This is a genomic window from Thermoplasmata archaeon, from assembly GCA_036395115.1.
GTDB lineage: Archaea > Thermoplasmatota > Thermoplasmata > RBG-16-68-12 > RBG-16-68-12 > RBG-16-68-12.
In genome coordinates this window covers 1-21,619 of record DASWDU010000045.1, presented here as the reverse complement: position 1 = coordinate 21,619, position 21,619 = coordinate 1, and the positions used below count along the sequence as shown (strand labels likewise).

Below are 21,619 nucleotides of genomic sequence, written 5' to 3'. Positions count from 1 at the left end.
CGACGTGCGCGGGCGTCGAAGGGGAAGGGGTAGAGGCCGCTGGAGGCGCACGCGCGCCGCTTGCACAGCGTCCGCTGATACCGATCATATGCATCCTGGACGTGTGCTAAGCCGACAGGTCCGTGGCTAACATGCTGTCTGGGGAATGGCTCGGCTCGGGCGCCGACGAAGGACGTGCCAAGCTGCGATATGCGTCGGGTAGGCGCAAGGAACCTGTGATCCGACGATCTCCGAATGGGACCTCCTAACCGCGAGGTTGTTCCGAAAGGAACGGGAACCCCCGGAATCGAAGCATCCTAGTACGGGGAGGAAAAGAAACCAATCGGGATGCCCTCAGTAAAGGCGATCGAAGAGGGTACAGAGCAAACCGAAGCCGCCGCAGAAATGCGGTGGCGGTGTGGTGTTCGGACTCCGGCACACCTTATCCCGCCAACTCGAACTCCGGTGGAATGCCGAGGCGAAAGAGGGTGACAGCCCCGTAGAGGTACGCGGGGAAGGTGATTCGGAGGATCCAGAGTAGCGTGCGTCGGATATCGCGCGCGAAGGTGGGTGGCATAGACATCCAACTCTAAACACGACCCGAGACCGATAGCGCACTAGTAGCGTGAGTGAAAGCTGAAAAGTGCCCTTGACGGGAGGTAAAAAGAGCCTGAAACCAGACAGTAACAGACGTACACGGCGCGAAAGCGACGAAGCCCGAAAGGGTGGAGCGGCGTCGTGTTATCCGTTGTGAATAACGGGCCAGGGAGTTCTGACCCACGGCGAGGTTAACCTCTACACGAGGGAAGCCGAAGCGAAAGCGACATGCGCGCAACGCCGCAAGGCGCGAGGCGCGTCGTGGGCTCGCGAGGAGTCGTGGGTGCGATGCCCGAAGCCGGTCGATCTATGCCTGGATAAGCTGAAGCCCGCCGAAAGGCGGGTGGAGGGCTGAACCGGTGTTGATGTGCAAATCACTCGGATGATCTGGGCATAGGGGTGAAAGGCCAATCTAGGCCGGGAATGGCTGGTTCCCCCCGAAATCAGTCGCAGCTGGACCTCGGCGGAGGTCGGCCATGGGGTAGAGCTACTGATTGGGCGCTTAGGCGGAGAAATCCGTCGGTGCCCTGTCAAACTCCAAATCCGTGGTCACCGTAGATGCCGGGAGTCGGGTGCCTGGGGTAATCTTGGCATCCGTAAGGGAAACCGCCCAACCTGCAGTTAAGGTCCCTAAGTGCCGACTCAGTGCGAATACCAAAGGGAGTTCGTGGTCTCAGACAGCTGGGATGTGGGCTTAGAAGCAGCCATCATTCAAAGATAGCGTAACAGCTCACCAGCCGAGATCATGGGCCCCGAAAAGGGACGGGGCTTAAGTCGGTCACCGATACTGCAGAGCACCGAAAGGTGATCTTGTAGGGGGGCGTCGTGCGCGGGTCGAAGTCGGGCCGTGAGGTCCGGTGGACCGCGTTCGAATGAGTATCCTGGGAGGAGTAGCAGCAAAGTGCGGTGAGAATCCGCACCGCCGAAGGGGCCAGGGTTCCTCGGCAATGCTCGTCAGCCGAGGGTTAGTCGGTCCTAAGTGTTCTCCTAACCGAAGAACGCGAAAGGGAAGCAGGTTAATATTCCTGCACCGTGCGGATCCCTGCCCAACGTCGGACGCATCGCGGTAGGCGGAGTCCTCTTGCCTGAGGATTCAACCGTTGAAGTCCCCGGAGTGCCGTAATGGCGAGAAGGGGACGAATGCGGGAGTAGGAGCGCAAGCTCTTCCGCTCATCCGCGGTGCCCGTGAAAAGGACGTTGGGGTCAATCCGTGCGACCGTACCAAGAACTGACACAGGTGCCCCTGGGTGAGAAGCCCAAGGCGTGTCGGCAAAAATCCACGCGAGGGAATTCGGCAAATTAGCCCCCTACCTTCGGTATAAGGGGTGCCAGCCGCGCGAGCGGCTGGTCGCAGTGACAAGGGAGCCCCGACTGTTTAACCAAAACATAGGTGGCCGCCAGATCGAAAGGTTGTGTACGGCCGCTGAAGCCTGCCCAGTGCTGGTATCTGAAAGCTCGTTTCAACGGGACGAAGGACCAGTAAACGGCGGGGGTAACTATGACCCTCGACCAAGGGGGTCGCTAAATTCGGCTATTTGCGGGAACCTCCGAGAATCCTTGCGTACCGCAATCGCGGTAACAATCGCAAGGTGCGGACAATCCGCAGGGAAGGCCGATCCCGCAACGGATCGGAACCCTCAGAGACTGCACGCCGAACGTCACGCGAGTGACGATGATACAGTCCGATCCTCATGGCGACGTGAGGAGGTCGCGAGAAATCGCGGCCCGCCTTCCGTTCGGAAGGTCATGAAGTAACAGATTGCTTAAGGTTCCATACGCGAGCCTTAATAAAAATCGGCCATATGCGGGAAACCCCGAGCATCCTCGAGTACCCATCGCGGTAACAATCTCGAGGTGCGGACAATCCGCAGGGAAGGCCGATCTCGAAAGAGGTCGGAACCCTCAGAGACTTTACGCCGATCGCCGCCAGCATGCGGTGAAGATAAAGTCCGACCCTCACGGCGACGTGAGGAGGTCACGAGAAATCGTGGCCCGCCTGAATCCCTCGTGAATCAGGTCACGCAAGCAACAGTGTGAGCGTAATACCTTGTCGCTTAATTGGCGACTTGCATGAAGGCCCAACGAGAGCTCTACTGTCCCCGCGTGGAGGCCGGTGAAACTGACGTACTGGCGCACAGTCCAGTACCTTCCACCTGAAAGCGAAGACCCCGTGGAGCTTTACTGCAGTCTGCCGCTGCCGTATGAGTTTGAATGTGTAGAGTAGGCGGGACCCGTTACCAGGGGCGGCCGATAGGTCGCTTCCGAGGGGACGATGAAACACCGCCCTTTTGGACTCGTACGGCTAACACCGCAAGGTGAACAACGGTAGGTGGGCAGTTTGGGTGGGGCGCCACGCCCTCAAAAAGATAACAAGGGCGCCCAAAGGTTAGCTTAGGTGGGTCAGAAATCCACCGTGAACTGTAAGGGGAAAAGCTAGCCTGACGTGGACTTGCCCAACGAGAGTCCACGAGAGGAAACTCGGGCCTAGCGAACCCATGAGCCTCATTTATGGGGGCCATGGATGTCAGAAAAGTTACCCCGGGGATAACTGAGTCGTCTCCGGCTAGAGTTCCTATCGACCCGGAGGCTTGCTACTTCGACGTCGGCTCTTCCTATCCTGGTGGTGCATGAGCTGCCAAGGGTGGGGTTGTTCGCCCATTAAAAGGGATCGTGAGCTGGGTTCAGACCGTCGTGAGACAGGTTTGTTGCTTTTTGGTGGAAGCGCTTTGATGCCTGAGGGGAAGGTCCCTTAAGTACGAGAGGAACGGGGGATCGGCGCCTCTAGTGTATGGGTTGTCTGGCAAGGCATTGCCCAGCAGCCACGCGCTACGCGGATAACGGCTGAAAGCATCTAAGCCGGAAACCGCCCTCAAGACGAGGCATCTTATGGCCGTCGTAGTCGACGACGTTGATAGAGCGGGGGTGTACGCACGAAGCTCGCAAGGGCGACGTGTTCAGCCCGCCGCCACTAACCGCCATAGCCACATTTGCACCCGTCGGTGGTGCGTTGGCGGCTTAGCCGTCAAACAGGACGCATGTGATCGGTACCCGTGATTTTCCCGCGCAATCACCTACGGAGCCGATCCGATCTCGTTTCTCGATCCGATAATCGCGATTGCGGCAAGCCCGGCTCGATTTCTGCGGATGCCGTGGCGGAGGGATGACGAGACGGAGAGCGGGCGTTGGCGCTTCAGATGGCTTCTTATGGCCATGCGCTGATTACGGTTCATATCCGATCTCTGGATCGGCAATGTCGGGATTCGAGTCACGAACCTCGATAAGTCGATCGCGTTCTACACCAAAGTGTTCGACCTCGAGGAGATCGCCCGAGGCGCCTACGATGAAGGCGAGACCGTCCTGTTCCGAGACCGGCGCTCTGGGCAGCGGTTGGAGCTCAACTGGTACTCCGAGAACAGTCCGTTCTGGGCCCCGTACCTCGCCGGCGAAGCCCTGGCCCACTTTGAGGTCCGGGTGAAGAGCGTTCCCGATACGCTCGAGCGACTCAAGGGCCTGGGGATCCGGCCCGCGACGAGAAAGCGCTGGGTCAACCGGAAGGGGATCGCGAAACTGAAAGAGACTCCGAAGTTCCAGGACCGCATGAAACAAGACGTGTGGATCGGGCGAAAGGGGCATCGCATCGCCTACATTCAAGACCCCGATGGGATCTTCTTCTGTCTCTACGACCACCCGGAAGAACCCTGGGAAGGCCCGATTCCAGACCGCTATTGAAGGAGGATCCGCTCGTGTCGCGGAGAATCCCGTGGAACCAACCACGTGATCCGTGTACGTAAGATTTCCCGCGCAATCGCGTTGAAGCACGGAGCCGCTCGAGAGGACAATCGAGGCTCACTGCCGGGTGGTCAACGCTCGCAATCCTCGAGCTCAGTAGACGGAGGAGGAAAGAAAGAAGAGGTGCGTGGCCTCGCTTCTCGCGAGGTCACGCGGTTTCGGACTCTACCCGAAGACGTGCAACTGGATGTTGCCGCCGGGGAGGTCGCCGCCCTCTGGGGCCGGCGTTCCGTCGTAGTTGTCCGCGTGGTACATCGGAGGCTTCGTTCAGTTAACACCGCCGAGACCGCCCCACCGGAACGTTTACGTCGCGCCGCCGGTTCGGCGGGCCGTGCGCATCCCGCTCGTCGTCGACTCGAACGAGCCGGAGGATATCTCGGAGCGGTTGCGGGAGCTCGGCGTTACCATCGAGGTCCGCAAGATCGCGCCGGGCGACTATGTCCTCGGTCCGATCGGGATCGAGCGAAAGGCCCTCTCCGATTTCTTCAACTCCCTGGTGCGGAAGCGCCTCTTCGAGCAAGTGCAGCGACTGCGCGAAGCGTACCCACAGCCGTTGCTGATCCTCGAGGGGGACCTCGCGGAGATCTCGACGTTCAAGCATCCGCAGTCGATCCTCGGAGCGCTCCTCGCCCTCGAAGTCGCCGAGCGCGTGCCCGTCCTCACGACGGCGGACAAGGAGCAAACGGCGCTCCTCCTCAGCGTCCTCTGGAAACGACAGGATAAAGGCGCCGCCGAGTACGGGTTGCGGCATAAGCCGAAAGCGATGACGATCGAGCAGCGGCAGCGGTTCCTCATCGAAGGGCTTCCGAGCGTGGGGGAGACGCTCGCGCGGAACCTCCTCGAGCGGTTCGGCTCCGTCCGCGCGGTGTTCAACGCGTCGGAGGAGGAGTTGAAGCGCGTGCCGAAGATCGGCGAAGTCAAGGCCGCCGAGATCGTCCGCCTCGCCTCGGCGCCGTACGAGGGGAAGCAGCGGCACCTCGAAGACCCTCGGTAGGACGAACCGGCGCGTTGACAAACGCTTATCCGGGGCCCGCACGCTCCGGCGAGCGGATGCACTCAACGGAGTGGGGTCGGAAGACTCGTCACGGTTCCGTTCCGAGGAGCGGGCTCCTCGCGCAGCTCGCCCACGGTGCCCACCTCACGGGGACGAGCCTGCGGGTCCTCGCGACGAATCCGCGGCTCATGGCCCTCCCATTCTTCGCGCTCGTCTTCACGGGATTCGTCTGGCTCATCGTCGTGCTCAGTCTCCTCGCCCTCGGATTGCCGCCCGCATCGCCGTCGAGCGGCTTCCTCTACCAAGAGATCTTCGTCGCGTACCTCGTGACGTACTTCCTGTCGGTGTACTTCATGGCGGCCATCATCGGCGCGGCGTACGTCCGGTTGCAAGGGGAGCGCCCCACTGTGATGGACGGAATCTACGCGGCGAACGCGAGCTTCTCCCAGATCGTGATGTGGTCGTTCTTCGCCGCGACCGTGGGCGTGCTCCTGCGAATCACCTCGATCCGCTCCGAGGCGGGCGGCCGCCTCGTGTCGCGGCTCCTCGGGTCCGGATGGCCGATCGCCACGCTGTTCGTCTTGCCGACGATGGTCCTCGAGGGGATCGGACCGCTGAAGGCGTTCCACCGGAGCCGCGCACTCCTCAAGGAACGCTGGAGCGGCCGCCAGAAAGGAGTCCTCGGGACCGGCGTCGTGTTCCTCCTCCTCTTCTCCTTCGGGCTGGTGCCGCTCGTCTGGTCCATCGTCGGCGATCCGGGCAACGTCGGCTGGACGGTCGCCGCGGTCCTCTACTGGCTCGCGCTGAGCGCCTTGTGGTCCGTCGTGGACGGCATCTTGGTCGTCACGCTGTACCACTACGCCACGGAGAACGAGGCGGCGTTCGGATTCAGCTGGCAGGCGCTGAACCATCCCTGGATCCGGTAGGCATGCAGGCGCGGAAAATCCGCACGACCTCGTCGTACGGTGCGTCCGTCCGCACGCCGCGGGGATGGAAGTGGGTCCGAGCGGCCCGGTACCCGGCGGATCGAAGGCCGTCGAGGAACCGCGCGAGGCCCGGAGGGGAACCGCGCGCCTCCGCCGCGAGTTCGTCCGTCGTCACAAAGTACGGAGGCAAGTCCGCCTCGCCCTGGAGGGTCGCCAGGAGCCGCGCCGTCGAAGGGAGCGACCACGAGGACGGGACGAGGCGCCGGACGAATGCCGGATCGCACAGCGGACCCGTCCAGAGCGGTCCGATCGCGTCCCTGGCCTCCCCCGCCACGGCGACGAACTCGCCCGGACGCCGTCGTGCGACGCGCGCGGGCGGGGGAGGGCGCCGGCCCCTCTCCACGAGGAGGAACGTCCGGAGGAAGTGCTCCGCCGCGAACGACACGAGCGGACGGATCGTCGCCGCCCGTCCCGCCGCGAGCCGACCACAATATCCCAGGAGGATTCGGAGTCCTAGCTCTGCGCCCTGGGGGCACCGGAGCGGTCGCGCATCGTATCGCCGCTCACACGCGCCCGGATAGGTCCCGGAGAGGACCGCGGTGTCGGTCGCCGTGATGCCGAGGCCGTGGAACGGCCGATCGGATCGGAACGCGGGCGCGAGGAACGGCACGGGAGTCCCGAACGGATCGATGTCGACGAAGTCGTACGATGCCGTCGCGAGATGCGTGGCGAGATCGCCCACGACGACGGGGGCGTCCAATTCGTTTCGCTGGAGGTTCTCGCGCACGAGGGTCGCCGCCATCGGAGACCGCTCGTTGAGCGTGAGCCCGGTTAAGCGCGCCTCGAGGGCCATCCGGATTCCCCAAGCGCCGGTCGCCGCGAGCCCGTCGAGCGCGGATCGGACGGGACGAACCCAGTGAGCGAGGACGATCGCGCTCACGTCGCGGTTCACCGCCATCGTGGGGTTGTAGAAGGGCCAAGGCCCCGCCTTCCCGGGACCTCGCCCCCGCGGCACGTCCGGCACGAGGAGCTTCGACGCGCCTTCCGTCACCTCACGAACCGGGAACGGCAAATCCGCGGGGCTCGCGATGCGGCGGAGGGGCGAATTTCCTTCCGCGATCAGAGGACTTCGCCCTTCATCAGCTTCACGATCTTGTAGGGCAAGAGGTTCCGGTTCACCATCGTGACCTCGAGGATCCGCACGTCGTCCCGACGCCGGATGTCCTGGAGGAGCGGATTGCGCGACTTCTTGTGGAGCGTGAGCAGGAGCGGCTTGTCCGCGTCGAGGGCGTCCTTGACGGACTGCACGAAGTTCGGCGACTCGACCTCCATCTTGCCGACCTCGTCGATCACGATGACGTCCGCGTTCGCGGTCGCGGAGCGGAGCGCGTTGACGCCGACCTCTTCGAGCGCGCTGATGTCGATGCTGAAGCGGCCGACCATCGTCTTCGACTGGATCTCGCGGGACGCGAACACCCGCTTCTCCTTCGTCGCCCAATCCATCACGTAGAAGCCCTCGCGGCGGTTCCGCTTCACAATTGGCTCGGTGATCATGCCGCCGACCTTGAGGCCGTCCGCCTCGAGCATCTCGATGACCTTGAGAAGGCAGTACGTCTTGCCGGCGCCGGGGAGGCCCGTAATCCCGATTTTGAGCGCCTCGCCCATGCCATCCACGCGGCGGACCGGAAAGGGCCACCGCGCTATAAAACACTCATCATATCTTTCGAAACCGAGGTTCGGCCGCGGCGACCGGACCAGCCCGTGGCGCGCGTGCGTCCGATGCGGCTCCGCCACCCCCGCCGCGGACCGCTTCTGCATCCGATGCGGCTCGCCGCAGGGGTAGCCGCGCCTACGTCGGCCGGGGCGAGGGACCCGCCGGTACCGCCATAGGGTTTCCAGTCGGGACGGACTCCTCCTTCCGACGGACCTTGCGCACCATGAGCGTCGGCGTCTCCGTGCGGCGGGCGATCTGGTCCTGCATCGGGCCGAAGGCGAACTGCGTGAGCCGCCATTCCGACGAGGCGCCGAGGGCAATCAGGTCGTAGCTCTTCGCCTCTTCGATCACCACGTCGACGATGTTCCGGACCTTCACGAACTTCTCCTCGAACGGGACGGCGTGGGTGCGGCACATCTCCGCGAGGCGGGCGCTATAGCCGCGCTCCTTCTCGAGTTCCCTGTCCGTCTGCACGGCGCTCAGGATCGTGATCTTCGCGCGGTGCTTCTTCGCCAGCAAAATCGCGTATCCTGTCGCGTACGAGACGTGCCACTCCGGCGCGTTCATCACCAAGATCCGGTCGATCTTCTCCTTGAGGTTCGCGCTCTTGAACACGATGACGTCGCACGGCGCCTCCTGCACGAACCGGTCGACGTTCGACCCGAGGATCCGGCCCTTCCGCCAGCCGCCGCGCCAGCCGAGCAGGAGCAGGTCCGTCTCGTCCTCGCGGATGTTCTCCACGATCGCGTCGAACACCTTGTGGCTCACCTCGACCCGCGCCGTCGCGTTCGCGCCGAGCTCCTCTGCGCGACGCCGCAGCTTGCCGAGGTTCCACCGCACTTCGCTCACGTAGAAGCGATCGATCGCGTCGATCGGGAGGGCGGGCGGCACCTCGATCACATGGAGCAGGGTGAGCTCCGCGTCCTCGACCTGCGCAACGAGCGCGCCGAATTCGACGAGCTCCACGCGGTCGAAGTCGTCGATCGGCAGCAGGATCCGGTATCTCGGACGATGGATCGGGAGGATCGACTCCACGACTTTCGTAACGCCGATGACGATTTCCTTCTTTTCGTGAAGGTAGTGCACCGTCAGCCCGATCCCGATCCAGCCAAGGGCGATGACCCAGGCGAGAGGTTCGATCGCCCAGAGGCTCAGGGCGATGACGAATTTCGTCGCGATTCCGGCGATCGGGATGTAGGGGAAGAGCGGCATCTTGTAGTACCGCTTCACGTCCGGCATCGTCTTCCGGAGGGCGATCGCGGCCCAGTTGACCATCAGGAAGAGGAGGAGGAACATGATGTCCGCGCTCGCCGCGACCGTGTTGATGTCCAAGGTCAACGTCATGAGGACGATGATGAGCGCGCTCACGGTGATCGACACGTGCGGCGTGCGCTTCTTCGGGTGCAGCTTGCCCAGGATCTTCGGGAGGCCTCCGTCCCGGCCCATCGCGAACGCGACCCGGCTCGATGAGAAGATCATGGAGTTCAGCGCCGCCAGGGCTCCCAAGGCGACGCCGAAGATGATGATCTGCAGGCCGTACGGCATGACGCGGGCGGCGATGTCCGCGATCGCGTTGTTGTTCCCCAGGACGAGTCCGTCGCTCACCCGCAGGAGCTGGCAGCCCCCTCCGACCGTCGGGTAGCAGGCGCCGCCGGCCGCAATCGCCGTGACCGCGACGGAGACGAAAATCGCCGTCGAGATTCCGATGACAAGGAAGTGCGCCCGAGGGATGTTCTTCTCCGGATTCCGCGCCTCCTCGCCCGTCTGCGCGATGATCTCGTACCCCTCGAACACGATGAACGTGAACCCCATCGCCCCGACGAGCGAGACGAACTGAACGAACGGCGAGTTGCCTCGGAAGAACGGTTCGAAATTCTGCGTGGGGAGCGGCCCCGCAGAGAATACGTGCGCCAGGCCGAAGACGATGAAGATGATCACGATCCCGATCAAGACGAACGTCACCGCGGTCTCGGAGCGTCCCGTGAGCTTCGCCCCGCGGTAGTTCATCACGATGAAAATCAACGCCGCGAGCACGGCGAACACCCGGATCAGCGCGGGCTCGTCGAGGCCCAGGAGAACGACGTTCGGAACCCCAAGGAGCGCCTGGATCGCGACGACGATTCCCAAACCGAACCCGTAGATGTAGAACGACGCCACGATGCAATGGCCGAACCACGACATCCAGCCGCCGAGGAAGCCCCACGGGTCGCGCATCGAGCGGCGGATCCAGAGATACCCGCCACCCGTCTCCGGGAACGCGGACCCGAGCTCCATGTACGCCATGGCGGTGAACATCGTCACGACGAAGTTCAGTCCGAACGCGAGGACGAGGGACGGACCCGTGATCGCGTATCCGGGCCCCACGAGCAGGAAGATCGTGGTCCCGATCGTCGGGCCGAGCCCGATCATCGTGATCTCGAGCAAGCCCAAGTCCCGACGGAACTTGACCGCGACTTCCCGACCCTCGGCCATCCGTTCGGCGCAGACGAAGGGTTGCTTATTAGGACTTCTCCGGCCCGCCGATGTCCTTCAAATACATGAGCGGGTAGTCGAGTTCCGGCACATACCGGAGCGCGCCGACGGCCGTCGCCCCGCCCGCGCGCACCGCGACCTCGACGTCGAGAAGGTCCTCCGTGAGCACGCCATACCGATATGGCCCACGGACCTTCAGACGTTCCCGGTCGATCCGCACGCGCACCCGATCGACGAGAGGCTGGACCCGCGTGGCCGCCTCGATCGCTCGTTCGAGCGACTCGACGTTTGCCGAGGTCAGCGGCGTACCGACGTACTGGTGGACGATCGATCCGAGCTTGATCCCCGCCTCGAAGGCGGCTCGGTCGCGGTCGGTGCCGGCGAAGTACGCACGTGTAGGATCCGGATCCATGGTTTCGCCGCCGTCCGGATGCCGGGGCTCCGCATAAGCGCGACGGCAAGGCTTTACCCGACGAAATCGATGGACGGTGCCACGATGGAACCGAGGCCGGGTGCCGGCGGCCGAGACGGAGCCCTTCGGGACGTGACCCACGTCTTCCTCGATGTCGGCGGCACGCTCGTCACCTCCGATCCTTCGGCGACGGACATCTTCCATCGCGTGCTCGCGGCCCGCGGCCACCTCATGGACCGCGAGCGGATCGCCCGCCTCCTCCGGACGCCGGAGACGATCGTGACGCTGATCCGCCCGTTCCCCTCGGGGAAGGAGGGCACGTTCTTCCGAGAGGTGAACGCCCGCGTGGTCGAGCATCTCGGCCTCGACTCGGACGACACGATGCTCGACGACATCCGTGCGGAGTACGACAAGGGCGTCGCCTGGAGGCCGTATCCCGAAGCCCCGGCGATCCTTCGGACCCTCCGAGACGCGGGCTACCGCCTCGGCGTGATCTCGAACGCATCGCACAGCCTGCCCGCGATCCTGCAGAAGCTCGGCCTCGCGGAGTACTTCGACACGATCACCTATTCGTTCGATGTCGGCGCGGAGAAACCCGATGTCCGGATCTTCCGGCGGGCCGTGGCGCAGGCGAACGCCTCGGAGGAGCGGTGCGTCCACGTGGGCGACAGCTTCGAGGCGGACTACCTCGGAGCGCGTCGCGCGGGGCTGCATGCGGTCCTCGTCTGCCGGGAGGGAGAGCCGCCCGCGCCGTGCCCGTCCGTCCGGTCCCTCGACGGGCTCGCGGACCTCCTGACGACGAGTCGTTCTCGTCCTTGAGAACCCCGCGGAAAAGGCTTAAGGCGAGGGCGTGCGTGAAGAGGAATTCCTCCATGTCAAGAAAACTGATCATCGGCGTCATCGGCGGTGGCAGCACCGCCTCCCCGGAGGGAATCGCCCTCGCGGAGGAGATCGGATTCCTCATCGCACGCGCCGACGCGGTCCTGATTTGCGGGGGCCTGAACGGAGTCATGGAGGCGTCTGCGAAGGGAGCGAAGCGGGGCGGGGGGACGACCCTCGGAGTCCTGCCGACGGGGAACAAGGCGGACGCGAATCCGTTCATCGATCTCCCCGTCGCGACGGCGATGAGCACCGCGCGCAACCTCGTGATCGTTCGGACGGCGGACGCGTTGATCGCCGTGAACGGGTCGTACGGCACCCTCAGCGAGATGGCTCACGCGTTCGACCTTGGGAAGACGGTCTTCGCTCTTCACAGCTGGCCGATGGAGAGGGCCGGCATCGATCCGAAACTCTTCGTGCCGGTCGCGACGCCGCGGGAAGCGGTGGACCGGGCCATCGAATACGCGAAGCGCGCGATGGCGAACGAGAAGCCCGGTCCGGGTTTCGCGAAGTGAGCGAGGCGCTCGCTCGCATCCGGAGCGCTGCGCTCCTCAGGCTTAAGAGCGCTCCTGCGGTTTCTGAGACGTGCGGCCGACCGTGACGCCTTCGCAGCTTGAAGCAAGTGGGTTGCCTCCTGCGACCGCCCGGAAGCTCGCGAAGATTCTGAACGCCCGCGCAAGCCGCCATCCGGATGGCGAAGAACAGCTTCAGACGTGGTCCGAGCTTCGTGCAGTCCTCTTGGAGGATCCAAAGTCGCGGTGGAACTTCGAGGCCCACAAACTCGTGTATGATCTCGCGTACGCGGATCGGGACTCGAAGGCGGGTCCCGCGCTCGCGTGGGCTCCGTCGCCGGACATGGTCCGAGAGTCGAACCTCGGGAAGCTCATGGCCGAGCGCCGCGTCCGCACGTTCGAAGACCTTCACCGCTGGTCCGTCGAGCACCGTGAAGAATTCTGGTCGACGATGGTCGCGAAGCTCGGGATTCGGTTTCGCAAGCCGCCCCGCCTCGCCCTCGACCCGCATTCCGCGGCGACGCATCCGGAGTGGCTTCCGGGAGCGGAGATCAACATCGCGGAGAGTTGCTTCTCCGCCGACCCCGCCAAGGTCGCCATCGTCGCCGCATCCGAGGTCCACGAGGCGGCCCGGCGGACGACGTACGGGGAATTGCAGCGGCTCGCGGCCCGCGTGGCGAACGGCATCGAAGGGATGGAGCTCCCGCCCCGGGCTCGGATCGCGATCTATATGCCGATGACGCCGGAATCGGTCGCCATCTATTTGGGCGTCGTGCTTTCCGGTCGATGCGTCGTCGGAATCGCCGATGCCACCGCGCCGCCCGACTTTGACAAGCGGGTGCGGATCGCGGGGGCCAAAGCGGTCTTCACGATGGACTCGACCGTCCGGGATGGGAAAGCACATGGGATCTACGAGAAGGTCGTCGCGGCGAGGGGCCCGCGCGCCGTGGTCGTCCCGGCGGACCCCGAGGTCCCGCCCGCGATCGAACGGGACCGAGACGCGCGGTGGGAGGAGTTCCTCGGAGACAAGGATGCGTATCGCGCGGTCCGTTGCCGCCCGTCCGACTACACGAACATCCTCTTCTCCTCCGGGACGACGAAAGACCCGAAGGCGATCCCCTGGACCCACACGACGCCCATCAAGTGCGCGGCGGACGCCTATCTCCACCAGGACGTGCGGCCGTCCGACGTGCTCGCGTGGCCGACGAGCTTCGGCTGGATGATGGGGCCCTGGCTGACGTACGCCAGCCTGATGAACGGCGCGACGATGGCGCTGTACGTCGGCGGGGCGGGGCGGCGTGCCTTCGGCGAGTTCGTCTCCCAGGCCGGCGTCACGATGCTCGGCGTCGTCCCGAAGCTCGTTCGGGCGTGGAAGGCCGGGAGGACGATGGAAGGCCTCGACTGGAGCCGGATCCGGGTGTTCAGCTCGACCGCGGAGCCTTCGACCCCCGAGGAGATGCTGTACCTGATGTTCCTCGCCGGGTACGCGCCCGTCGTCGAGTACTGCGGCGGCACGGAGATCGGAGGCGGATACATCACCGGCACCGTCGTGCAGCCGTGCGCCCCCGCGACGTTCACGACGCCCGCCATGGGCCTCGACTTCGTCGTCTTGGACGAGGGCCGCCCCGCCGACCGAGGCGAGGTCTTCCTCGTCCCTCCGTCGATCGGGCTATCGAACGAACTGCTGAACTACGACCACGACCGCGAGTACTACGCCGGGCTGCCCCTCGGCCCGCACGGGGAACGGCTCCGACGTCACGGGGACCGGATCGAGCGGCTCGCCGCCGGATACTACCGCCACCGCGGCCGGATCGACGACATGATCAACATCCACGGCGTCAAGACGAGCGCGGAGGAGATCCGGAGCGTCATCGGGAACGATCTCGTGTACGATTCGAAGCCGATCGCGGTGGACACGGACGGAACGGGCCAGCACCGGCTCGTCATCTACGCAGTCCCGCGGGACCCCAAGCGTGTCGAGTCCGCCGAGCTTCGCGAGAAGCTGCGGGGGGAATTCCAGAGGGCGATCAAGGAGAACCTCAATCCGCTCCTGGGCCATGTGGAGGACGTCGTCCTCGTGGCGGAGCTGCCGCAAGCCGGTCCGGGAAAGACGCGGACGATGGCGGATCTCCGCCGCGACTATCTCGCGCGCATCGGGCGAGGGTGAGACCCCTCACGGCGGCGACTCCGTCGTCGCCGACCGAGGCCGCGCCGGCGATTCGAGGCACCGGTTGACCGTGATCTGCGCGATCGTCCCATAGTACTTCGCGACGTGTGCGAGGGGCCGCAACACCCATCCGGGTTCCGTGAGGCTCGGCTCCCGATTGCGTGAGGCCGGCTCGGATCCCGGAGACCCCTTGACGTCCGCTCCGATCGACGCCTGCAAGTCGAGCGCCTCGTTTGCCTGCTTCAGGTCCATCGCGAAGAAGGAGGTCATCGTCGCCTCGACGAGCCGCTCGAGCTTCTGCTTGATCGGCGCGAGCGCCCGCACGAGGGCCCGAGGCGGCTTCCGGTCCGCGGGGAACCGTCGGGCGGCGTCCGCGGCGAGCTCCTCCCAGAAGTCCGCGACGTTCTCGAGGCTGACCGCAACGACACGGTCGCCGAGGAGGTGCCGCGGCTCGGTGACCCCGACCTTCGCCGCGATCGTCCGGTTCTGCGCAGCGAGCAGGAGCTGCCGGACGACGAGCCAGTACAGCCGGTCGACCTCCATCTCCATCCGCGCGATCTCCCCGAGCGTCGCGCCCGCGTCGCCGGCCAGCGCGCCCAGCACGTTCCTCTCCATGCGGGAGGTGAGGTAGTGCAGACGTCGGAGCAGGCCGTCGATCGGGAACCGCGTCGGCTCGACGAAATTCTCGATCGCCACGAACTTCGGGCCCTGGTTCACGATCGTGAGGCCCGTGAGTCCGCGGACAGCCTCGTGGATCTCCTGCAACTGGCCGGCCGAGAGCTCCTCGCGGCTCTTCACGCGGATCGAGTTGCAGCCGACGATGTAGTTGCCGGTGATCATGCGCGTCATGCCTTCCGACGACGCCCAAGCGTCCGCGTCGATCGACGCCTCCGCCGGGACGGGGAACTCCTCGTACGGGCCGAGGCGAATCCGCAAGGAGCCGTCGTCTTCGATCGTGAGGCTCACGAGGGAGCCGGGTCGGATCCCGTTCGACTGCGCCCAATTCTTCGGCAGCGAAACGCCGAGGCTCGAGTAGCCGAGCTTCTGGACCTTGCGGGTTTCCATCTCCATGGCCTCGAATACGTATTCGCGCCGATAAATAGGTGTTCGAACCGACCGGGATTCGAATATCGACGAGGCCGCCACCGTCGCCGAGACGGCGAGCAAAGCCTCATGAGCGCCACGCCTGATGCGCCCGGTCGGAATGGACCGGGAAGTGGACGTCCTCGTGGTCGGCGCGGGCCCGACCGGGAGCACGGCCGCGAAGTATGCGGCGCTCGGCGGCGCGGACGTCCTCCTGATCGAGAAGCGGTCCGAGATCGGCACCCCGGTCCGGTGCGGCGAGGGCGTCGCGAAGCGATGGCTCGAGGAGATCGGGCTCGACCCGTCGAGCGCGTTCATCTGCCACGAGGTCGACGGCGCGAGGGTCATCGCGCCGGATGGCACGACGCTCGTCCTCGACGAGACGCGGGCGGGGAACGAGTGCGGGTACGTCCTGGAGAGGGACCTGTTCGATCGCCACCTCGCGAAAGACGCCGCGAAGGCCGGCGCGGACATCATGATCAAGACGAGCGCGGTCGCCCTCTTGCGGGACGACGGCCGCGTGGTCGGCGCGCGGTGCGAGCACATGGGCGAGTCCTTCGACGTACGGGCTCGGGTCGTGATCGGCGCGGACGGCTTCGAGAGCCAGGTCGGCCGGTGGGCGGATCTCCAGACCCACCTCCGGACGCGTGACATCGACGCGTGCCTGCAGTACACGATGGTCGGGATCGGCGGCGATCCGCGCCTGAACGACGTCTACCTGGGAAGCTGCGCCCCGGGCGGATACGCGTGGGTGTTCTGGAAGGCGCACGACGTCGCGAACGTTGGGATCGGCGTGAACCTCTCGAAGATCCACGACCGCGCCGAGGCGAAACGCTATCTGGACGCGCTCATCTCGCGGACGCCCGCGCTCGCGAAAGGCGAGGTCGTGGAGGAGGTCGCCGGGGCCGTGAGCGTCTCGCTGCCGCTCGAGCGCACGGTCGCGGGCGGCGTCATGCTCGCGGGAGACGCGGCCCGCCTGATCGACCCGCTCACGGGCGGCGGAATCCTGAACGGATGCCTCTCGGGGAAGTTCGCCGGCGAGGTCGCCGCGGACGCGGTCGAGGCGAAGGACGCCTCCGAGGCGGCCCTTCGGGCATACGAAGAGCGATGGCGCGCGCGCATGGAAGAGGAACTCGCCCGGCACTACCTCATCAAGGAACGCCTCATCCGCATCGATGACGACACGATCAACAAGGTCATCCGCACGATCGCGTCGGTCGGCCTCGAGCGGATCACCACCCAGTCGGTCCTCGAAGCCATCCGGGCCCGGCACCCGGAAATCCTCGCGCTGTTCGACGGTCTTCTCTGACGGACGACCGCCGATCAGCCTTTCGAGAGGTCCTCGCCGCCCTCGAACACCTGCTGAACCACGGTGTAGATCTCCTCGAAGCCAAACGTGAGCTCCGAGGACACGGGATGGACCCTCCGGTACACGCCGATCGATTCCATGGACTTCAGGAACTCGACGTCCAGGAGGGTCTTCGGCGTCGCTTGGTCCACGAAGAGCGCCTCGTAGAGGGCGAACGGGTCGACGGACCACTTGACGATGCGTTCGAGCTCCTCTTCCGAGAGCAGGTCCGACTTGCTCAGGACGTTGATGAACGGAAGCCCATGGCGGAATTGTACGGTCGCGCTCAGTAGGACCGACGAGATGAATCCGGAGGCGGTCTTCACGAGCGCCGGATCGTTAAGGTACACGAGGACCGAGTCCTCCCGGCCGAGCGCATCGATCAGCACGGGGCCGGATGCACGGAATGTGAACAGTTCGATCTGGCCCGGGGTGTCGATCAACACGTAGTTCGTCTCGAACGTCTCGAGGACCTCGGCGAGCTCCCTCGCGTTCATCGCGATCATGTCCGCCGCGGCGACCTGCGCTCCATTCGGACCGAGCCCTTGCTCCTGCATGACCTCCTCCGTCCGGACGTAGTCGCGCACGTCGAGCTCCGGCGCGTACTCGAGCGACTCGGCGCCCGGGTCGAGATTCGCCGTGATGCAGTCGAGCCCTTGCGAGTTCATCCACAGCTGGAAGGCGTAGACCATCGTGGACTTCCCCGAGCCGGCGGTGCCGAGGAAGTACAGGTTTCGTGCCATACCTGAGGACGGCCAACGTCCCCTCGCGGATGAAGGTTGTCGCCATCCGGCCCGGGGCGAACCGAATCCATGAGGCGTTCCAAGATGAACCGACAAAGTAGGGCGCTCAGCCCGGGCTCTTCAATATTGAATTAGGACGTGGAAGTAGTCCCAGTCCGGATACAATTCGAGGCGATCGCCCGATCGGTATCGACGGCTGTTTCCCCACACGAACGTCATCTCCCGCGCGCTTCGCGCCCGCATCCTCGTTACGGATCCGCCAGCCTTCCTGGTTCCCCGCTCGGCGGTGGCTCTTCCGATCTCGGCTCGGCATGCTCGAGCGTCAAGGGCACACGCCGCCGGTGAGAGTACTGCGTTGGAATTGGAGCGGTAGCCTTAAAGCGCCGCGCAGCGGTCCGGACGTCGTGGAATCGGCGCGCGCCCCCGCCCCGAAGACGGTCGACGAATACGTGGCGCGGGCTCGACCCGCATTCCGGGCCGCACTACAGCAGCTTCGTAACACCATCAAGGCCGCCGCTCCGAATGCCGAGGAAGTCATCAGCTACCGAATCCCCGCGTTCCGGCAGAACGGGATGCTCGTCTATTATGCCGCGTTCAAAGACCATTGCAGTTTCTTCGTGGCGAGCACCGAGGCGCGCCGCCAGTTTTCTGCCGAGTTGAAGCCGTTCGAATCGGGGAAAGGGACCCTTCGATTCACGCCCGACCGGCCTCTGCCCTCCGACCTGGTCACACGCATCGTGAAAGCGCGCGTGGAGGAGAACGCCGCGCGTCGCTCCAAGTAGGCGCAAACGGCTGTCCCGAACGGCCTGGCAGAAATTTCGCGGAGGGCGCGGGAGAGACGGATCCCGAGTTAGCCTTGCCGCGATCACCTGATTTTGGCATCGCGCAATCGGATGCGCCTAGCCCTCTCTTCGGGTGCAGCAAACCCTGCTTCCAGCAGGGACCAGACTGCGAGCAGAATGAAGACGAACCAGTTCAGCGCGGGGCTCACTTTCAGAACCGTCGCGGTGAGCGCGTACCACAGGAAGAGCGCGCCCATCAGTGCATACATGACGCGCCGGTGAGGCCACTTGGACACAAGCTTCGACCTTCGACGGAGGGCAAGCCAACCGAGGAGCACGGCAAAGGCGACCCATCCGGTGTAGACAACAGCGTAGACCCATCCGAGCGGCATCCCGAGGGCGAGCAACAGCCCGAAAGGATATGGGAAGAGGGCAAGGATGAAGACGAAAATTGCGATTCTAAGCTTGTCCTTGCGTGTAATCGGCTCGCTCCCTCGCGGCTCCATGCGGAGACCTCTATTCCTCCATATCGGCATATCCCTTCCGCTACCGAGGATTGGGAAAGCAGGCCCTCTCTGCTCGAGCTCATCGAGACCGTTTGGGACGGCGGGAGCCGCGGACAGGTCGACGTGACGGCCCCGAGCCCAACCGAGTTTCTTGGGACAAGTAATGGGTACCCTTAATACTCGGTGAAAACTTTGCCTCACCGACCATCAATCACTCGTTCAGGAGGTTTTCTATGAGCCCAACGAAGGACACGCAAAAGTCCGCCAAGAGCACCACCACGATCGACAAGAAGTTCACGGGATTCACGGACGAGGAACGAGCCGCGATGAAGGAGCGCGTCCAGGAGCTGAAGGCGTCCGCGCGGCGCGGCCCGCGCGCGGACAAGGCGGACGGGGAAAGCGCCGTGCTCGCGAAGATCGCCGAGATGCGGGAACCGGATCGCGCCATGGGCAAGCGGCTCCATGTTATCATCAAAGCCAGCGCGCCAGCCCTCACGCCGAGACTCTGGTACGGCATGCCTGCGTATGCCAAGGACGGCAAGGTCGTCTGCTTCTTCCAAAGCTCGCAGAAGTTCAAGACAAGGTACGCGACCTTCGGCTTCAGCGACGAGGCGAACCTCGACGAAGGCGGCCTTTGGCCGGTCGCCTTCGCGCTGAAGGAGTTGACGGCCACCGAAGAGACAAGGATCAGCGCGCTCGTGAAGAAAGCGGTGAGCTGAGGACTGATACCTGTGGTGACGGGCTTGAAGGGATTCGTGCCCCATCGCAAGATCGTTCGGACCAGAAACCAGATCCACGGGGGGGAGTTGGACCCTTCGTAGTGCTCATCGGCTTACTCGAGTCCGATAGGAACCGGAAACGCGAGGTCTGAGGCGCTAGCAGCCGCGCCCACGAAACCATCCATCGCAACCCCGTGGAAATAGATAGGGTTTGTCTGCGTACCCTTCTTCCAATATCGGGGGACCGAATCAACCACCCTCTCCCTCGCCACGCTTCCCGACTCCACAAGCTCCAAAGTACGAAAGGTACTTTGCGGGAACGGAACATCGGGTTGCGAATTCCGGATTTCACGGAAGGGGACGACCGAAGATGGGAAAGGAGATCCGCACCTTGGAGGGTACGACGAAGGCGGTCGATGAGAAGATCCTGGAAGGGCTCAAAGCCCGCCTCTCCGGGCCCCTCCTCCGGGAGGGCGACGGCGGCTACGACGAAGCCCGGCTCATCTGGAACGCCACGGTTGCAAAGAAGCCCGCGCTCATCGCCCGGTGCCGTGGCACCGCCGACGTCGTGCAGTGCGTGAACTTCGCCCGGGAGCACGGCCTTCTCCTATCCGTGAAGGGCGGTGGTCACAACATCGCGGGGACGTCGCTTTGCGAGGGCGGTGTCACGATCGACCTCTCCCTCATGCGGGGGGTGTTCACCGACGTGGCGGCACAGAGCGTGCGCGCCCAGGGCGGCTGCCTGCTCGGCGACGTGGACCGCGACACGCAGCTTCACGGGATGGCGACCGTGCTCGGCTTCGTCTCCGAGACGGGCATCGGCGGCCTCACCCTCGGGGGAGGCTTCGGCTACCTCACCCGCCGCTGGGGGTGGACCGTTGACAACCTCATCGAAGTTGAGATTGTGACCGCGGACGGCCAGGTGCACCGGGCGAGCCGCACGGAGAATCCCGACCTGTTCTGGGCAATCCGGGGCGGAGGCGGGAACTTCGGGGTCGTGACCTGGTTCACCTACCGGCTCCATCCCGTCGGGCCGAAGATCGTTGGGGGCATCATCGTTTGGCCCGCGGCCCGGGCCGAGGAGGTTCTCCGGTTCTATCGCGCGTACACGGCGAAGGCGCCGCCCGAACTCACGCTCGTCGTGATTGTCCGCCTCGCGCCGCATGCGCCGTTCATCCCGCCCGAGTGGCGTCTGAAGCCGATCGTCGCGATCGTCGCGTGCCATACGGGCGATCCGAAGGAGGCGGCGAAGGACGTCGCTCCAATCAAGGACCTGGGGGACCCCGTCGTAGACCTGATCGGGGAGACAACCTACGTGACGCAGCAGTCCCTGCTCAACGCGACGCAACCGAAGGGGAATAACTACTACTGGAAGACCGGATACCTCACGGAACTCCCAGACGACATGCTCGCGACGTTCCGCCGGGGGGCCCTAGAGACGACGTCCCCGCTGTCCCAGACTCTGATCTTCGACCTCGGCGACGGCCTCCGGGGGCGCGCGGACGACGATGGCGCGGTCGGCAACCGAGATGCCCGCTACGTCTGCGGCGCGGCCGCGTCGTGGAAGGAGGGCGCCGCGGAACCTCACGTCGCCTGGACCCGAGAAAGCTGGAAGGCGCTCCAGCCTTTCGCCACCGGCGGCGTCTACGTGAACTTCCTCACGGAAGAGGAGGGAGCGGACCGGGTCCGTGCCGCGTATGGCGGAAACTACGACCGCCTTGGGCATGTGAAGGCGAAGTACGATCCGCACAACCTGTTCCGGACAAACAAGAACATCCGCCCGGCCGCATGAGTCGGGATCGTCACGGAACGGGAATTGCGATTCAATAGACGCGACCTGGCCGTGGCGAAGGGTTCGGGCCTGCTCGGATTCGAACCCGACGAGGGCAGCGGCTCGCCCCAAAATCGGCAGCTGAAGGCGCCTACAACCCCAGTTGTCCAAGAATCCGGGCGTATGTGTCCACGTCGCAATACCATCCCCCGGCAATCAGGGCGTC

18 protein-coding genes and 1 rRNA gene are annotated in these 21,619 nt (G+C 64.7%); 11 read left to right on the top strand and 8 right to left on the bottom strand.

Annotation, left to right across the window (positions count from 1 at the left end):
- The first annotated feature begins 117 nt into the window (after window positions 1-117).
- From VF992_11140 to VF992_11125, 4 genes are all read left to right on the top strand, one after another.
- A 23S ribosomal RNA gene (locus VF992_11140) occupies window positions 118-3,566 on the top strand.
- A gap of 238 nt (window positions 3,567-3,804) precedes the next feature.
- Window positions 3,805-4,305 carry a VOC family protein gene (locus VF992_11135; GenBank protein ID HEX9341705.1) on the top strand — a complete coding sequence of 167 codons (501 nt, stop codon included), beginning with the start codon at window positions 3,805-3,807 and terminating at the stop codon, window positions 4,303-4,305.
- Window positions 4,306-4,696: 391 nt separating this feature from the next.
- Window positions 4,697-5,359, top strand: coding sequence for an ERCC4 domain-containing protein (locus VF992_11130; protein HEX9341704.1), 663 nt, complete (start codon window positions 4,697-4,699; stop codon window positions 5,357-5,359).
- A 56-nt stretch (window positions 5,360-5,415) separates the two neighbouring features.
- Window positions 5,416-6,285, top strand: a complete 870-nt coding sequence (locus VF992_11125; GenBank protein HEX9341703.1) for a DUF6159 family protein — start codon at window positions 5,416-5,418, stop codon at window positions 6,283-6,285.
- Here the strand turns inward: VF992_11125 and VF992_11120 are convergent.
- The 4 genes from VF992_11120 to VF992_11105 all read right to left on the bottom strand — a co-directional run bounded on the left by VF992_11120 (window position 6,248) and on the right by VF992_11105 (window position 10,883).
- Window positions 6,248-7,336, bottom strand: a complete 1,089-nt coding sequence (locus VF992_11120) for a hypothetical protein (GenBank protein ID HEX9341702.1) — start codon at window positions 7,334-7,336, stop codon at window positions 6,248-6,250. The genes VF992_11125 and VF992_11120 overlap by 38 nt on opposite strands.
- A gap of 68 nt (window positions 7,337-7,404) precedes the next feature.
- A complete protein-coding gene (locus VF992_11115; GenBank protein ID HEX9341701.1) occupies window positions 7,405-7,950 on the bottom strand; it encodes an NTPase in 546 nt (181 codons plus the stop codon).
- 184 nt (window positions 7,951-8,134) lie between these two features.
- Window positions 8,135-10,471 (bottom strand): amino acid permease, encoded by a 2,337-nt coding sequence (locus tag VF992_11110; protein ID HEX9341700.1) that lies wholly within the window; start codon window positions 10,469-10,471, stop codon window positions 8,135-8,137.
- Between the two features lie 28 nt (window positions 10,472-10,499).
- Entirely contained in the window at window positions 10,500-10,883 is a 384-nt protein-coding gene (locus VF992_11105; GenBank protein HEX9341699.1) for a dihydroneopterin aldolase family protein, read from the bottom strand.
- An 84-nt stretch (window positions 10,884-10,967) separates the two neighbouring features.
- Between VF992_11105 and VF992_11100 the strand changes: the two genes are divergently transcribed.
- From VF992_11100 to VF992_11090, 3 genes are all read left to right on the top strand, one after another.
- A complete protein-coding gene (locus VF992_11100; protein ID HEX9341698.1) occupies window positions 10,968-11,702 on the top strand; it encodes an HAD family hydrolase in 735 nt (244 codons plus the stop codon).
- A 53-nt stretch (window positions 11,703-11,755) separates the two neighbouring features.
- Window positions 11,756-12,277: a TIGR00725 family protein gene (locus VF992_11095; GenBank protein HEX9341697.1), complete on the top strand. Its 522-nt coding sequence runs from the start codon at window positions 11,756-11,758 to the stop codon at window positions 12,275-12,277.
- 70 nt (window positions 12,278-12,347) lie between these two features.
- Window positions 12,348-14,441, top strand: a complete 2,094-nt coding sequence (locus tag VF992_11090; GenBank protein HEX9341696.1) for an AMP-binding protein — start codon at window positions 12,348-12,350, stop codon at window positions 14,439-14,441.
- A 6-nt stretch (window positions 14,442-14,447) separates the two neighbouring features.
- Here the strand turns inward: VF992_11090 and VF992_11085 are convergent, their stop codons facing one another.
- On the bottom strand, window positions 14,448-15,512 hold the full coding sequence (locus tag VF992_11085) for a phosphate uptake regulator PhoU (GenBank protein HEX9341695.1): 1,065 nt from the start codon (window positions 15,510-15,512) through the stop codon (window positions 14,448-14,450).
- A gap of 133 nt (window positions 15,513-15,645) precedes the next feature.
- Between VF992_11085 and VF992_11080 the strand changes: the two genes are divergently transcribed.
- Entirely contained in the window at window positions 15,646-16,833 is a 1,188-nt protein-coding gene (locus VF992_11080) for an NAD(P)/FAD-dependent oxidoreductase (GenBank protein HEX9341694.1), read from the top strand.
- Between the two features lie 14 nt (window positions 16,834-16,847).
- On the opposite strand, the gene VF992_11075 is transcribed toward VF992_11080, so the two are convergent.
- Window positions 16,848-17,615 carry an ATP/GTP-binding protein gene (locus tag VF992_11075; GenBank protein ID HEX9341693.1) on the bottom strand — a complete coding sequence of 256 codons (768 nt, stop codon included), beginning with the start codon at window positions 17,613-17,615 and terminating at the stop codon, window positions 16,848-16,850.
- Between the two features lie 120 nt (window positions 17,616-17,735).
- Window positions 17,736-17,858 carry a hypothetical protein gene (locus VF992_11070; GenBank protein HEX9341692.1) on the bottom strand — a complete coding sequence of 41 codons (123 nt, stop codon included), beginning with the start codon at window positions 17,856-17,858 and terminating at the stop codon, window positions 17,736-17,738.
- Between the two features lie 161 nt (window positions 17,859-18,019).
- Here VF992_11070 and VF992_11065 point away from each other — a divergent pair, with 161 nt between their 5' ends.
- Entirely contained in the window at window positions 18,020-18,397 is a 378-nt protein-coding gene (locus VF992_11065; GenBank protein ID HEX9341691.1) for a DUF1801 domain-containing protein, read from the top strand.
- Window positions 18,398-18,480: 83 nt separating this feature from the next.
- Here the strand turns inward: VF992_11065 and VF992_11060 are convergent, their stop codons facing one another.
- On the bottom strand, window positions 18,481-18,903 hold the full coding sequence (locus tag VF992_11060) for a hypothetical protein (GenBank protein ID HEX9341690.1): 423 nt from the start codon (window positions 18,901-18,903) through the stop codon (window positions 18,481-18,483).
- A 233-nt stretch (window positions 18,904-19,136) separates the two neighbouring features.
- On the opposite strand from VF992_11060, the gene VF992_11055 reads away from it, so the two are divergent.
- Window positions 19,137-19,622, top strand: a complete 486-nt coding sequence (locus VF992_11055) for a DUF1801 domain-containing protein (protein ID HEX9341689.1) — start codon at window positions 19,137-19,139, stop codon at window positions 19,620-19,622.
- A 370-nt stretch (window positions 19,623-19,992) separates the two neighbouring features.
- A complete protein-coding gene (locus VF992_11050) occupies window positions 19,993-21,414 on the top strand; it encodes an FAD-binding oxidoreductase (GenBank protein ID HEX9341688.1) in 1,422 nt (473 codons plus the stop codon).
- Window positions 21,415-21,619 lie beyond the last annotated feature (205 nt).

Bases quoted from the DNA above. Each gene is read 5' to 3' on its own strand.
- VF992_11075 (HEX9341693.1), bottom strand. From the start codon at position 17,615: ATGGCACGAAACCTGTACTTCCTCGGCACCGCCGGCTCGGGGAAGTCC.
- VF992_11110 (HEX9341700.1), bottom strand. From the start codon at position 10,471: ATGGCCGAGGGTCGGGAAGTCGCGGTCAAGTTCCGTCGGGACTTGGGC.
- VF992_11080 (HEX9341694.1), top strand. From the start codon at position 15,646: ATGGACCGGGAAGTGGACGTCCTCGTGGTCGGCGCGGGCCCGACCGGG.
- VF992_11100 (HEX9341698.1), top strand. From the start codon at position 10,968: ATGGAACCGAGGCCGGGTGCCGGCGGCCGAGACGGAGCCCTTCGGGAC.
- VF992_11055 (HEX9341689.1), top strand. From the start codon at position 19,137: ATGAGCCCAACGAAGGACACGCAAAAGTCCGCCAAGAGCACCACCACG.
- VF992_11060 (HEX9341690.1), bottom strand. From the start codon at position 18,903: ATGGAGCCGCGAGGGAGCGAGCCGATTACACGCAAGGACAAGCTTAGA.
- VF992_11115 (HEX9341701.1), bottom strand. From the start codon at position 7,950: ATGGGCGAGGCGCTCAAAATCGGGATTACGGGCCTCCCCGGCGCCGGC.
- VF992_11095 (HEX9341697.1), top strand. From the start codon at position 11,756: ATGTCAAGAAAACTGATCATCGGCGTCATCGGCGGTGGCAGCACCGCC.
- VF992_11125 (HEX9341703.1), top strand. From the start codon at position 5,416: ATGCACTCAACGGAGTGGGGTCGGAAGACTCGTCACGGTTCCGTTCCG.
- VF992_11105 (HEX9341699.1), bottom strand. From the start codon at position 10,883: ATGGATCCGGATCCTACACGTGCGTACTTCGCCGGCACCGACCGCGAC.
- VF992_11070 (HEX9341692.1), bottom strand. From the start codon at position 17,858: ATGCGGGCGCGAAGCGCGCGGGAGATGACGTTCGTGTGGGGAAACAGC.
- VF992_11085 (HEX9341695.1), bottom strand. From the start codon at position 15,512: ATGGAGATGGAAACCCGCAAGGTCCAGAAGCTCGGCTACTCGAGCCTC.
- VF992_11050 (HEX9341688.1), top strand. From the start codon at position 19,993: ATGGGAAAGGAGATCCGCACCTTGGAGGGTACGACGAAGGCGGTCGAT.